14 protein-coding genes and 1 tRNA gene are annotated in these 12,130 nt (G+C 43.8%); 2 read left to right on the forward strand and 13 right to left on the reverse strand.

The window, feature by feature from the left end:
* Positions 1 to 9 precede the first annotated feature (9 nt).
* From AB4124_RS29540 to rpsF, 5 genes are all read right to left on the reverse strand, one after another.
* Positions 10 to 1,773 (reverse strand): ABC transporter substrate-binding protein, encoded by a 1,764-nt coding sequence (locus tag AB4124_RS29540; protein ID WP_441975040.1) that lies wholly within the window; start codon positions 1,771 to 1,773, stop codon positions 10 to 12.
* 722 nt (positions 1,774 to 2,495) lie between these two features.
* Entirely contained in the window at positions 2,496 to 3,170 is a 675-nt protein-coding gene (locus AB4124_RS29545; protein WP_379411920.1) for an SOS response-associated peptidase, read from the reverse strand.
* An 815-nt stretch (positions 3,171 to 3,985) separates the two neighbouring features.
* The gene (gene rpsR / locus AB4124_RS29550) at positions 3,986 to 4,258 is read right to left on the reverse strand and encodes a 30S ribosomal protein S18 (protein WP_006207333.1); all 273 of its coding nucleotides are present in this window, start codon (positions 4,256 to 4,258) and stop codon (positions 3,986 to 3,988) included.
* A gap of 21 nt (positions 4,259 to 4,279) precedes the next feature.
* Positions 4,280 to 4,774, reverse strand: a complete 495-nt coding sequence (gene ssb, locus AB4124_RS29555) for a single-stranded DNA-binding protein (RefSeq protein ID WP_441975041.1) — start codon at positions 4,772 to 4,774, stop codon at positions 4,280 to 4,282.
* Positions 4,775 to 4,822: 48 nt separating this feature from the next.
* On the reverse strand, positions 4,823 to 5,107 hold the full coding sequence (gene rpsF / locus AB4124_RS29560) for a 30S ribosomal protein S6 (RefSeq protein WP_036640509.1): 285 nt from the start codon (positions 5,105 to 5,107) through the stop codon (positions 4,823 to 4,825).
* A 238-nt stretch (positions 5,108 to 5,345) separates the two neighbouring features.
* Between rpsF and AB4124_RS29565 the strand changes: the two genes are divergently transcribed.
* Positions 5,346 to 5,540 carry a YjzC family protein gene (locus tag AB4124_RS29565; RefSeq protein ID WP_053490757.1) on the forward strand — a complete coding sequence of 65 codons (195 nt, stop codon included), beginning with the start codon at positions 5,346 to 5,348 and terminating at the stop codon, positions 5,538 to 5,540.
* Between the two features lie 574 nt (positions 5,541 to 6,114).
* Here AB4124_RS29565 and AB4124_RS29570 read toward each other — a convergent pair.
* The 4 genes from AB4124_RS29570 to AB4124_RS29585 all read right to left on the reverse strand — a co-directional run bounded on the left by AB4124_RS29570 (position 6,115) and on the right by AB4124_RS29585 (position 7,733).
* Positions 6,115 to 6,205 (reverse strand) — tRNA-Ser (locus AB4124_RS29570).
* 72 nt (positions 6,206 to 6,277) lie between these two features.
* Positions 6,278 to 6,499, reverse strand: coding sequence for a DUF951 domain-containing protein (locus AB4124_RS29575; protein ID WP_076326286.1), 222 nt, complete (start codon positions 6,497 to 6,499; stop codon positions 6,278 to 6,280).
* A gap of 67 nt (positions 6,500 to 6,566) precedes the next feature.
* The gene (locus AB4124_RS29580) at positions 6,567 to 7,463 is read right to left on the reverse strand and encodes a mechanosensitive ion channel family protein (RefSeq protein WP_441975042.1); all 897 of its coding nucleotides are present in this window, start codon (positions 7,461 to 7,463) and stop codon (positions 6,567 to 6,569) included.
* Between the two features lie 15 nt (positions 7,464 to 7,478).
* A complete protein-coding gene (locus AB4124_RS29585) occupies positions 7,479 to 7,733 on the reverse strand; it encodes a DUF3343 domain-containing protein (RefSeq protein WP_430113258.1) in 255 nt (84 codons plus the stop codon).
* A gap of 260 nt (positions 7,734 to 7,993) precedes the next feature.
* Between AB4124_RS29585 and yyaC the strand changes: the two genes are divergently transcribed.
* A complete protein-coding gene (gene yyaC / locus AB4124_RS29590) occupies positions 7,994 to 8,599 on the forward strand; it encodes a spore protease YyaC (protein WP_076326288.1) in 606 nt (201 codons plus the stop codon).
* Here the strand turns inward: yyaC and AB4124_RS29595 are convergent.
* The 4 genes from AB4124_RS29595 to AB4124_RS29610 all read right to left on the reverse strand — a co-directional run bounded on the left by AB4124_RS29595 (position 8,574) and on the right by AB4124_RS29610 (position 12,089).
* Complete coding sequence (locus AB4124_RS29595; protein WP_339269150.1) at positions 8,574 to 9,074, reverse strand: DUF4446 family protein; 501 nt, start codon at positions 9,072 to 9,074, stop codon at positions 8,574 to 8,576. The two genes, yyaC and AB4124_RS29595, sit on opposite strands and share 26 nt — an antisense overlap.
* A gap of 38 nt (positions 9,075 to 9,112) precedes the next feature.
* Positions 9,113 to 10,261 carry an aminotransferase class V-fold PLP-dependent enzyme gene (locus AB4124_RS29600; protein WP_441975043.1) on the reverse strand — a complete coding sequence of 383 codons (1,149 nt, stop codon included), beginning with the start codon at positions 10,259 to 10,261 and terminating at the stop codon, positions 9,113 to 9,115.
* Between the two features lie 234 nt (positions 10,262 to 10,495).
* Positions 10,496 to 11,335 carry a ParB/RepB/Spo0J family partition protein gene (locus tag AB4124_RS29605; RefSeq protein ID WP_076326291.1) on the reverse strand — a complete coding sequence of 280 codons (840 nt, stop codon included), beginning with the start codon at positions 11,333 to 11,335 and terminating at the stop codon, positions 10,496 to 10,498.
* Positions 11,328 to 12,089 (reverse strand): ParA family protein, encoded by a 762-nt coding sequence (locus tag AB4124_RS29610; protein WP_076326292.1) that lies wholly within the window; start codon positions 12,087 to 12,089, stop codon positions 11,328 to 11,330. Before AB4124_RS29610 ends, AB4124_RS29605 begins: the two co-directional genes overlap by 8 nt.
* Between the last annotated feature and the right edge of the window lie 41 nt (positions 12,090 to 12,130).

Here is a 12,130-nt window from a genome sequence, read left to right on the forward strand (position 1 = left end):
TTCCTGCTGTTATTGTTCAAGTTCGACTTTGTAAAGATCATGTACGAAGTCTTTATATGGAGTAATTTCCATACCTTTAACTCGGCTGTTGATACCCCACATATCACGTCTTTGGTAAATCGGGAGATCCGGAACGTCTTGATTCAGCACTTTATATGCTTCTGCATATGCTGCTTTACGCTCTTCAAGATCGAAGGCTTTCAGACCTTTATCCATTGCTGCATCATAAGCAGGATTGGAGTATCCGATATCATTTTGCTGTCCATCCGTACGGTATACAGTGGATTCTGGATCTGGAGTTAAGCCCCATGCAGCAAAGAACATTTCGAAATCGCCTTTATCCTTCTTATCCATGATCGCATTGAAGTCTAATGTTTCTGCAACGATCTTAATGCCAAGCTCTTGGTAGTTCTGATTCATTACCGGAATCAAAGCATCTACAACCGGGTTATCAGCTGTTGCAGAGAAGTGAAGCTCAAATTTCTTGCCGTCTTTTTCACGGATGCCATCAGCACCTGGAACCCAGCCTGCTTCATCAAGAAGCTGCTTCGCTTTCTCGATGTCGAAATCATGTGTATCGATACCTTCAGTAGTATATGCCCATGATACATTCGACTGTGGAATGTTGATTACGTTAGCATAAGGACCATAGATAATTTCAACGATTTCTGCACGGTTCAAACCGTATAATAATGCTTGACGAACTTTCGGATCTTGGAACTTAGGATTTTTATGGTTCAAGGCAACGTAACCGTACCCATTGGTTGGGAAGATGTTGATATCCAAGAAGCCCATGGATTTCAACTCTTCTACGGTATCTTCGTTAACGGTAACCATATCCATATCGATTTCACCGGATTGGAACATGGCCAATTTAGTTTCATCAGTAGTTGTTTTGTAAATTACGTTTTTGATTTTCGGAGCCCCCAGGAAGTAGTTCGGGTTAGCTTCCAATACAACCTCTTGACCAGGAGCGAAGCTCTTCAGTACATACTGACCGCTACCGATTGGTTTAGTATGCAGGTTCTTCATGTACTCCAGGTTGCCTTGTTTGTAATCTTTACCGTAGTATGCTTCTGGTACGAAAGAAATGTCTCCTAGAGAATCCTTCGTCATAGCGTTTGCTTCAGTTACTTCAATCTCGATGGTGTGGTCATCGATAACTTTAACACCAGAGATGTCCGTTGCTTTACCATCATGATACTCTTGACCACCTTTTACATGTGTCGAGAAGATATCAGATTGACCGTCATAGCTAGCATCATGAAGAACTTTCATCGCAAATGCATAATCTTTTACTGTTACAGGTGTGCCATCTGAATAAGTTACACCCTGTTTCAATTTAAACGTATACTTTAATTTATCCTCGGAAACTTCAACGCTTTCTGCCAAACGGTTCGAATACGTTCCATCCCCGTTCAACGTGAAGAAAGAATCGAAAATTGCTTCTACAACATATTTATCATATGCTGTTTGCCAGAAGAACGGGTTGAAAACACCTTTTGGTGAAGTCATACCAACGATCAGTGTATCTTTACGATTTTTAGCAGCTGTTGGATTCTTAGATGGATCAGTTGCTTCGAAATAACCTTGGCTTTCGTCTCCAGTTTCAGCAGGCGGTTCTGTAGTATCTTTGTCGCCTTCAGCTGGTGGTGTTTGCTCCGTTTGCTCCCCTTGACTTGGCTGTTCTGCTGTTCCTCCGCCTCCACATGCTGCCAATACCGTCATGGCCAAAAGCATGATTGCAAGCAGGAGTGACATTCTTTTCTTCATGCGAATCCTCCTCTTAAAAAATGTTGTTGCAATATAAATTATCAGGACGAATATTGAAATCATCCTTAAATAATTTCGGTATTGAAGTTCTCTAGGATGTCATTGCATGATGTGAAATAAATTGAAAGTTTTACAGAAAATATACCATTGGTCAATTAGTGCCAAAGTCTCTAGCAAAATCTTCTTGCCTATAAAATTAATGTTATGATACGTGTAAATTTAGGTAACGTCAATTACTTTTTTTCATTTTTCTCAAAAATCATGTTTTTAACGTCATTTTCGAGGTTAATAATTAAGTTTATCTCCGTTGGATATCCTTAGTTTACTGAAAATGTATGTAATATCAAGATTTATTTACAATTTATAACTATATTCGTTCATGGTTTTGCAGCGTTCATGTGATATTAAATTACATATATTTCGGAATTAAATTCTATTTATTAATTTTTCGGTCTATTAGGTAATGTGTATGTTATTTAATTTAACATAACTTGAGTTGGTCTACCCTGAATACAAGTAGGAACCATTTTTATGTAATATATTATCCTTACGATATGCTTCAATTCGTTATTAGATGACGCAGATTTATGATTCTACTTTTTCATAGTTTAGGCTCCTACTGCGTTAAAGCTTAAAAAAAGCAATCCGGGACTGTGATCCGGATTGCTTTCACGTTTAATTTCATGTCAGATAAATCAACCTTGCTCTTTCATACTTGCGAACTACAGATTTTTTACCCAAGCGAGTTTTAAATCCATCTCTTCAATGCACTGCCGTTGATCATGCGTATCGTCAGCTACTAACGGCGTCACCGGATACATTCGCATCTGTCCGCGATAAGTATGCAGCAGCGGATGCACAGCATGTCTTCCTTGGATTTCCGGATCCAGCCACTTTGCCATATTTTCCTCAGACAAAATCGCCGGCATTCGGGTTTCGAACTCTCGAATCGCTTCATTAGCCTCTGTCATTAGAACCGTACATGTTCTCATTTCATTTCCTCTTGCATCTCGCCATGTCTCGTATAGACCGGCCATACCAAATATTTCATGATCTCCGATAACGGTCCGTACCGCATAACTCCGTTTGCCAACCGTTCTCCAGTAATATAAACCGTTACAAGGGATCACACAGCGTCTTGTATCAATCGCTCTACGGTAAGTGGGATTTTGATCAACCGTTGTAATATCCGCATTGACCGCATCTTTACCCCAATAGGGCACTAGCCCCCACCGATACTCGTCGAGCACCCGCTCTCCCTGTTCCTGTACAATGACCGGCATGGTTTGAGTAGGGCTAATGTTGTATCGGCTTTTGTAGTAATACATTACCCGATTGATGCCAAAGCGTTGATTCACTTCATCGATCCCAGCGGACAGCGAGAATCGTCTGCACATACAACTACCTCCTTTTTCCTTTATCGTTTGGATAATGGAGGCGGAATATGCATAATAATACTAACAACATGGAGCTTCCACTACTTGTACGCTTGTATCCCTGGAGTGGACATTGTATAATTGAAAGGTTTCTGCAAGTTTTATGTAATCACATTATTAAATTTTCTTTAGCGCTCTGTCGTACCAATGTTCTGATATCATGTTTGTATACGATAGACATCATCTTCGACCAAGTAAGCATCAAATTTGCCCATAACGTTCTCTTCTATTGAGCCAACATTTCGATTGTACTTTATTTTCAAAGTGGTGATCTTCCCAGCTCTCATTTGATGAGCCGATACATACCTATATATAATAGAAGGAATTTTTTCAGATTTCTTTTTTTCGCCTTCATAATCGTATTTTTAATTCTTACAAGAGTACTCCAGTTATCTTATAAAATGTATTGCTTACAATAGACACTGTCCATTTAAAGCAGACATGGTTTCAGGGCTTTAAAACTGGAAAGCTTTACACTAGGCTTGTGTTTCTCGGTAGCTGCTTTTCCTTCTTAGTGTACACTCTGGGGAGACACGGTTCTTCTGTGGAGACATTGTATATCCCAACATTTGGATAACCCTGATTCATCCCAAAATCAATAATTTCCGCATCACGTGCTGAGCTTTCACACCTGTGAGGTAAGCTTGGATTGTAACTTGTAAGACTCTCGTCTTTAACAACTCTCATCACATCCCTCCTCGAAACCACCCTGTACTCTTCCATAATAAAAAGCGGTCCAGCCTATAAGTTAGGCTGGACCGCTCTGACACAAATGATTACTCAGTTGTGTATGGAAGCAATGCGATTTGACGGGAGCGTTTGATCGCAATCGTCAGGGCACGCTGATATTTAGCGCTAGTACCTGTTACACGACGAGGCAAGATTTTTCCGCGCTCGCTGATGAATTTCTTGAGCAGGTCTGTATCTTTATAGTCAATGTGAGTAATTTTGTTCACAGTGAAGAAACATACTTTACGACGCTTGTTGCGGCCGCCACGGCGTGCCGGTCTTTTGTCGTTGTCTCCGCCTTCTCTTTGTTTAAAAGCCATGTGTTGTCAGTCCTTTCCGTATTAAAATGGCAAATCATCATCCGAAATATCGATCGGTTTTCCTTCATCGGAAAAAGGATCCTGATTGTTGTTTCGCGAGTTGTTATTGTTCCCACGGTTTCCGCCATTGCTATTGCTGTTGCTTCCTCCGCTAAACGATGATTCCTCACGATTTCCTCCGCCACCGCTTGTTTCACGGTTTGACTCCAAGAAGCGAACATTATCGGCAATGACTTCGGTGACGTATACACGCTTACCTTCGTTATTCTCGTAATTCCGCACTTGAATACGCCCTTCTACAGCCGTCAGACGGCCTTTACGCAGATAGTTTGCACAAGTTTCCGCAAGCTGTCTCCAGGTCACGACCGGAATGAAATCCGCTTCGCGCTCCCCGCCTTGTCCAGTAAACGGACGATCAACAGCAAGTGTAAATTGCGTTACAGCAACACCTGAAGGAGTATATCGCAGCTCGGGATCCTTAGTCAGTCGGCCAATCAAAATGACACGGTTCAACAATCCAATCCCCTCCTTAGAACGAAATCAATTACAAAGTTTTTTTACGTATTAAGCAACGTCGTTCGTGATGAGATAACGAATAACTTCGTCAGAAATCTTCATGAGACGCTCAAGCTCAGCTACAACTTCAGGTGTTGCGTTGAAGTTTACCAGAACGAATACGCCATCACGGAATTTCTTGATCTCATACGCAAGACGGCGTTTACCCATTACGTCATGCTTTGTAATTTCTCCGCCGTTGGAGATGATGCCTTGGAATTTATCGACTGCAGCTTGAACAGCTTCTTGTTCAATGTCAGGACGAATAATGTACATCACTTCATATTTGCGCATATGTTTCACCTCCTTATGGACTTCGGCCCTCAATCTCTGTTGAGAGCAAGGAGCGAGTCTAACTCGCACCATAATACTATATCAGAACGGGTGATCGGATGCAAGTTTCTTTTCAATGCTGAATATGCTCTCTTCCCTTTATTACCGCGCTTTTCTCACTTTCCCTGCGATGATTTAGAGTCCAATGGCGCATGATAATACATGCAGTCCATCCATCATAATGAGGAGGAATTCCACAATGGGAGAACAGTCCGAATTTCGTGCAGGTGACAAAGCCCCAAACAACGGCATTTATATGGAAGTGGGCGTCAGAGACCATATCATGGGGATCGAAAATCCTCGTCAAATCCAAATGAACAAAGGTGATACGTTTCCTGAAACCCAAAATGACGATCGTGTATGGTTAAACAAGCGCAGAGTGCAGCCTAAGTAACCACCTGAAGTCATCAGCCTGGAGTTTTTTACATTATGCTTACCTCATCCTATGCGCACGGTACGAAGTCAGGGCATGGCTTGAATCACTGTTGACCAAGCCATGCATTCTAAACATTTGATATTGGAATTTTTATCCGGTGAATTTTGTGTGTATACAAAGACACCTTTATGCGCACATTATAATCAGGCGGTGCATGAGAGAGGTGTGGTTCCGTTGAACGTTGCAGCAGAACGACGCATGAGGTTTCTGATCGTCACACGGATTGCAAGCTGAGGAAATGAGCCGAATGCTTGACCTCTTGGACAAGTGAAGCTATTGACAAGGTTCGCAGAAGTGCTGATAAAATGATTCCAATTCACAAGCACCGCCTACCCAGAAGGAAGGGCCCAATCGGGCCCTTCTTTTTTGTGCAAAAATACTCGGACCAAAAACTCAAGTTTGTTCCAACGAAAAACACCCTCTGCAGGTCGTCTGCATGAGGGTGTATTATTCAAAGGCGCTTTACAGCTTAACGCCTAACTTATGTATCAACATCGTTTATAACCATAACAGCGGAACATTAAACGATTGGTGGCGGAAAGGGTGGGATTCGAACCCACGCACGCCTTGCGACGCCTAGCTGATTTCGAGTCAGCCCCCTTGGGCCTCTTGGGTACCTTTCCACAGCAAGATTGATTATATCATGGAAACATTATATGGTCAATAGCCTATCTTAACGCTTCGGGGAGGAGATATTACGGTGTATCTCCTGCCCCTTCCGTCTCTTGAGCCGAACGCAAAACCTTCTTCATATTCTTCTCAAACTTTAAACGGGGGATCAACACACTATGCTGACATTTGGTACATTTGATCCGAATATCCATCCCCATGCGAATAATCTCCATCTCATTATTCCCACAAGGATGCGGCTTCTTCATCTGAACGATATCCCCTAACTGAAATACCTTGCGCTCCATGGCTACCGCTCCCTTTTACTTCTATCACTTCTTCTATCTATTATATATCATTGGTTAACCGATTAGATCAACCCTGCACGCGTTCTTGTCCCAAATTCCGTGCTTCAATCGCCTGTTTGATATCCGTAAAAATCTGACGCTCCACATCTTCCCTTGCATTCGGATTGCATTCCGCTACAATACGAACAACATATTCGGAAGTATTCAATGACTGGATTCCTAATACATCCGGTATCCTCTGTACCTCTGGGCGACGGTCCATGATTCCCGTAAGGGCCGCTTGAATCAGTGTAATCGTGTCCTTCACCTGCTGGTCGTTCTTTACCGGTAGATCTACAATGGCTAATGAGTTGGAAAGGGAGTAGTTCGTGACACTGGTAATCATCCCGTTCGGAATAATATAGGTTTCCCCATTCAATCCCTTTACACGCGAGGTGCGAAGCCCGATCATTTCGACAGTTCCCCGGTACTCACCACTTTTGATTACATCACCTACCGCAAACTGATCCTCGAATATAATGAAGAATCCGGTAATAACGTCCTTCACTAAACTCTGTGCACCAAAACCTATAGCAAGACCAAGGACTCCGGCACCGGCTAACAGCGGTCCTAACTCGAAGTGGAACTCCGAGAGAATGATCAAAATCATGACAAAGTTGCATACAACGGAGGTTACATTTTTTAACAACTCCCCTACCGTGACAAAACGTCTTGAGTTCACTTGTATTCGACTCTTCTCCTGCCTAAGGAGAAACTGATCAATCATTTTATACACAACCCGTATCACAAGACGCGTCAGAATAAAAATGATGATAACCCGAATGCCGGATGACAGGATATGCATCCACATCTCTTCATTCGTTAACCATCCCCAGACTTTATCTTTCAAGCCTTCAGCCTCCTTAGCCAATCCCTCTAAATCCACATCATCTGCATCCCCTGATAAGTAACCAAAGCCCCTCATCCTGATGTCCTCCCCTTACTCTTCGATGTTGATATACCTCTCGTTGTTATCCAGCGCAAAGATGCCCCGGATCTCCACATGCTCCTGCTGAATGATCTCTTGAACATCTTTTAACGCATCAGATGGGAATTGAATCGATAATGCACAGCCTGCTGTAATCTCTTTTGGTGTAGGAAAAAGATCAATTTCGATATCCGCGTACTCCAACAGCATTTCCGCACGCAGTGCCTGCTGGGTCGAATCGAATGCGATCAACATCGCGCCTTCCACTGCCCTGTCCCCCTCCATCATGCCTATCATTTCTATGTATGTTCTTCTCATCATCATTTCCAATGATTAAGAGTTTTATATAAACCTTTTCATAGATCAACATATTCATATACCTCATGCAGTCCAGGTCATATCCTCTTTCTAAGAACATCCTTCTGTCTGACATGAATATAAATCACATTTTAAGCGAATCCCAAAGTATAAAAACAGTCTTTCATCCATATACTGATACTACCAAATGCAGACGAAAGGAAGATTCTATGAACCGTCTATCTAAAATCACGTCTCGCCCGGAGGCTTCCAGCTTAAAAATACCACACACGGACCCTAATATCCATTCTGCTATTATACATCGCTTGCTCTTCCATCTCTCTGACGCCCGTATTCAGCATCGTCCGCTTGTCATTGTCTGCATCGGTACCGACCGATCTACCGGCGACTGCCTGGGGCCGCTTGTCGGCACCTCACTTGCACGCTACAACAGTTCCATGTTTCATCTCTACGGTACGCTGGACGAGCCTGTCCACGCCATGAATCTGAAGGATACGCTAACGGCCATATACGAAAAATTCGACAACCCTTTTGTAATCGGAATTGATGCTTGTTTAGGGCAATCATCAAGTGTAGGCTCTATTCAGATATCCGATGGTCCTCTAAAGCCTGGAGCCGGCGTACATAAAGAATTACCGCCGGTCGGCGATATCCATGTAACGGGTATCGTCAATGTCGGCGGCTTTATGGAATACTTCGTATTGCAGAACACTCGCTTAAGCTTGGTCATGCGGTTGTCTGATATTATTGCAACCTGCCTATTTGCAGGCATCAAAGAGTGGAACCGTTCTACCCTTCTTGCAGCGCAAGAGTGACGGCCTCTTTTTCTTCCGGAGACAATGGATATTTGGACTGCCCATCCTTCAGTGGTTTAGCATACACAAAAGAGCTCTCCCGGTTATGCAGACCGGTCAGCACGATCCCTTCCTCTTGTTCGCTGAGAATAGCCAGGGAGAAGCTCATTTCGTTTCCCCGCTCGCCAAACGCATTGTATCGTACGATACCAACCTTGGACTTCATCCCTTTCAAACTGCCGCTGATCGTATCCAGCATTTTTTGATGATGGGCATGTCCCTCTTCAATCTCATCCATTTGGATTTTCAATTGGACCAACAGCGATTCGATGTCTTCTACCCCACTGCCTTCCATCATCGCATCATAACGTCGCCTCATTTTACGCAGTTTTGTCCCTTGTACAATTAAAGTTACCCATAAGATCAAGATGATCATGACCATTCCGACGACAAACCAATGAAGCTGCTCCATGATCAATTCATTTAATTCAGACATGCTTTCTTCCTTCCTCTTCTCCATCTTGATCTATTCGATTAACTATGAATCTCTGCAATCGCTTTTCGCATGAACTCTACCTCGTCACGGCTAGTAGATATCCCCACGCTTGCTCTGATTGCACCCGTCTGTTCCGTGCCTGATACCATATGGGCAAGCGGTGTACAATGATAACCGGCACGCACAGCAATTCCATATTCCCGGTCCAGTCGGAAAGCCAATTCAGACGCACTGAACCGCTCCGACACAAATGCAACAATACCTGTCCTCGCCTGTCCAAGAGCAGGACCTAGTATTCGAAGGCCTCCTACCTCTTGTAGACCCTCCATCATATATTGCGTTAACTCCCATTCATGCCGGTAAATATGCTGGGGTGTCCATTCAAGCACCTTCTTCACACCCGCTTGCAATCCCGCATATCCAATCGTGTTAGGCGTCCCTGCCTCATATCGATCCGGACGTACCGTTGGCTGTTCAATAGCCTCCGATTGACTCCCTGTGCCTCCGTGCAGTAATGGTTCCAGATCAATATCAGGCGAGATATACAACCCGCCTGTCCCCTGCGGCCCCAGAAGCCCTTTATGCCCCGGAAAAGCCAACATGCCTACATGTATCTCCTCCACGTGAACATCCAGCATACCGGCACTCTGGGCAGCATCTACGAGCAGTACGGCCCCTTTCCTCTTCACCAGTTCTCCTATTTCAACGAGAGGAATAATCGAACCAAGAAGATTGGAACTGTGACTACATACAACAAGCCTAGTATTAGAACGAAAAGCTCCCTCCATTAGTTGCACATCAAGCTGACCTTCCTCATCGACAGGAACGTAGTCCACTTGTATCCCTCGGGTGCGTTTCAAAAACTCTAACGGTCTTCGCACTGAGTTATGTTCAATCATAGTGGCAATCACATGGTCGCCTTCACGCAAATAGCCTTTGATTGCTAAATTCAACGCTTCTGTTGTATTCGATGTCAGCGCAATATCATTAGGATTTTTCACTCCAAACAAATCCGCGAGCGTCTTTCGCGTTCCGTAGAGTACACGAGAAGCTTTCACCGCCATCCGGTGACTCCCACGTCCCGGGTTTGCAGCCTCCTCCTCCATCGCCTTTCTCATCGCCTCAAATACTTCAGGAGGCTTTGGCCACGAAGTGGCTGCATGATCCAGATAAACGATCGGGTCCATGATGTTTCCCCTTCATCTTTACCGTATTGGTGTCTCTTAACAGGATATGTCCAAAACCTCTTTAATCCAGAATCAAGGCTATGGCTTCACGTTTAGTTAAATAAAGACATATCTCATTCCCTTACAGGAACGTCGACATGTCTTTGGTTTTTAATCACACTCATTTGCTGTTCGACCATTTGTTGTTCAACCCGTCACTCACAATAGTATCTTCTTCAACAAAACTACGACTCTTTATTGAAGAAGTTCCAACAACCGCTCCAGGTCCTGTCTGCTATAGTAATTAAGCTCAATCTTCCCTTTATCCTTATTGTGCTTAATTTTCACAGTTGTTTTAAACCGTTCTCTCAGATCCTCTTCCAAATGATCGATATAAGGATCTCTATTCTTAACCTTAGGCTTCGCTTTATCCGTTGGTTTACGATCCAGATTCTTAACAGCTTCCTCTAGTTCACGAACACTCCACTCTTGCTCAACACACTGTTTTGCCAACTGCTTAACAAGAATTGGATCCTTTATTCCAACGATCGCTCGGGCATGTCCCATGGACAATGTTCCACGTGAAACATTATCCTTCACTTCTTCTGGTAGGGAAAGCAACCGCAAAAAGTTAGCGATGTGAGAACGAGACTTACCTACCTTCAATGAAAGCTCTTCTTGGGTTAAGGAAAATTGTTCCATTAAGCCTTGATAAGCTACAGCAATCTCCATGGCGTTCAGGTTCTCGCGCTGCAGGTTCTCAATCAGGGCAATTTCCATAACTTGTTGATCGCTAAAAGATCGAACCACCGCCGGAATCGTAGCTTTTCCGCAATATTGAGATGCCCGGAATCTGCGCTCCCCGGCAATAATCTCATACCCTTTCAGCACACTGCGGACGATAATCGGTTGTATAACTCCATGCTGACGGATCGATTCCGCCAATTCCTGGATTGCCTCATCGTTAAATGTCTTGCGCGGCTGATACGGATTCGCTCGCAATTGACTGAGCGGAATTTCCACTACCTTGTCATCATCATGAATAGACAAAGATGGAATAAGCGCATCCAGCCCTTTTCCCAATCGTTTACTCATACGAGATCACTTCCTTTGCCAGCTCCAAGTATACTTCCGCTCCCTTAGAACGAGGATCATATGTAATGATCGACTGTCCATGAGAAGGTGCCTCACTCAAACGAATGTTTCTAGGAATAATCGTTCTGTACACTTTTTCCTGAAAATACTTTTTCACTTCTTCAATCACTTGAATGCCCAGGTTCGTGCGCGCATCCAGCATCGTCAGCAATACGCCTTCAATCTTGAGAGAGGTATTCAGGTGTTTCTGAACAAGGCGAACCGTATTCAGCAGCTGACTCAGACCCTCCAGTGCGTAATACTCACATTGAATCGGGATAATTACTGAATCGGCCGCGGTCAATGAATTGATCGTTAAAATGCCAAGCGATGGAGGACAATCAATCAAAATATAATCGTACTGAGGCTTGATTAATTGTAGTGATTTCTTCAATCGTACCTCACGAGAAATCGTAGGGACAAGCTCAATCTCAGCACCAGCCAATTGAATGGTTGCCGGAATGATGTCCAATCCTTCTATGTTAGTCCCACAGATGGCGTCCTTCGGGTGTACTTCATTGATGATAATATCATATATGCAATTTGCAACATCGGCTTTATTAATGCCAACCCCGCTCGTTGTATTTCCTTGGGGGTCTATATCCACCAAAAGCACCCGTTTGCCTAGCGAAGCCAATCCAGCTCCCAGATTGACGGAAGTCGTCGTTTTGCCGACACCGCCCTTTTGATTTGCTATGGCAATTATCTTTGACACTCATTTCACCTCAATGTAGGAAGACTCTTCTAAGTAGTCGC

The sequence above is a fragment of the Paenibacillus sp. 2KB_20 genome (genome assembly GCF_052115765.1).
Classification (GTDB): Bacteria; Bacillota; Bacilli; order Paenibacillales; family Paenibacillaceae; genus Paenibacillus_AQ.

What these genes read in the sequence shown, in the direction of transcription:
- AB4124_RS29540 (WP_441975040.1), bottom strand. Translation starts at nt 1,773, where the DNA reads ATGAAGAAAAGAATGTCACTCCTGCTTGCAATCATGCTTTTGGCCATG.
- AB4124_RS29545 (WP_379411920.1), bottom strand. Translation starts at nt 3,170, where the DNA reads ATGTGCAGACGATTCTCGCTGTCCGCTGGGATCGATGAAGTGAATCAA.
- rpsR (WP_006207333.1), bottom strand. Translation starts at nt 4,258, where the DNA reads ATGGCTTTTAAACAAAGAGAAGGCGGAGACAACGACAAAAGACCGGCA.
- rpsF (WP_036640509.1), bottom strand. Translation starts at nt 5,107, where the DNA reads ATGCGCAAATATGAAGTGATGTACATTATTCGTCCTGACATTGAACAA.
- AB4124_RS29565 (WP_053490757.1), top strand. Translation starts at nt 5,346, where the DNA reads ATGGGAGAACAGTCCGAATTTCGTGCAGGTGACAAAGCCCCAAACAAC.
- AB4124_RS29575 (WP_076326286.1), bottom strand. Translation starts at nt 6,499, where the DNA reads ATGGAGCGCAAGGTATTTCAGTTAGGGGATATCGTTCAGATGAAGAAG.
- AB4124_RS29580 (WP_441975042.1), bottom strand. Translation starts at nt 7,463, where the DNA reads ATGAGGGGCTTTGGTTACTTATCAGGGGATGCAGATGATGTGGATTTA.
- yyaC (WP_076326288.1), top strand. Translation starts at nt 7,994, where the DNA reads ATGAACCGTCTATCTAAAATCACGTCTCGCCCGGAGGCTTCCAGCTTA.
- AB4124_RS29595 (WP_339269150.1), bottom strand. Translation starts at nt 9,074, where the DNA reads ATGTCTGAATTAAATGAATTGATCATGGAGCAGCTTCATTGGTTTGTC.
- AB4124_RS29600 (WP_441975043.1), bottom strand. Translation starts at nt 10,261, where the DNA reads ATGGACCCGATCGTTTATCTGGATCATGCAGCCACTTCGTGGCCAAAG.
- AB4124_RS29605 (WP_076326291.1), bottom strand. Translation starts at nt 11,335, where the DNA reads ATGAGTAAACGATTGGGAAAAGGGCTGGATGCGCTTATTCCATCTTTG.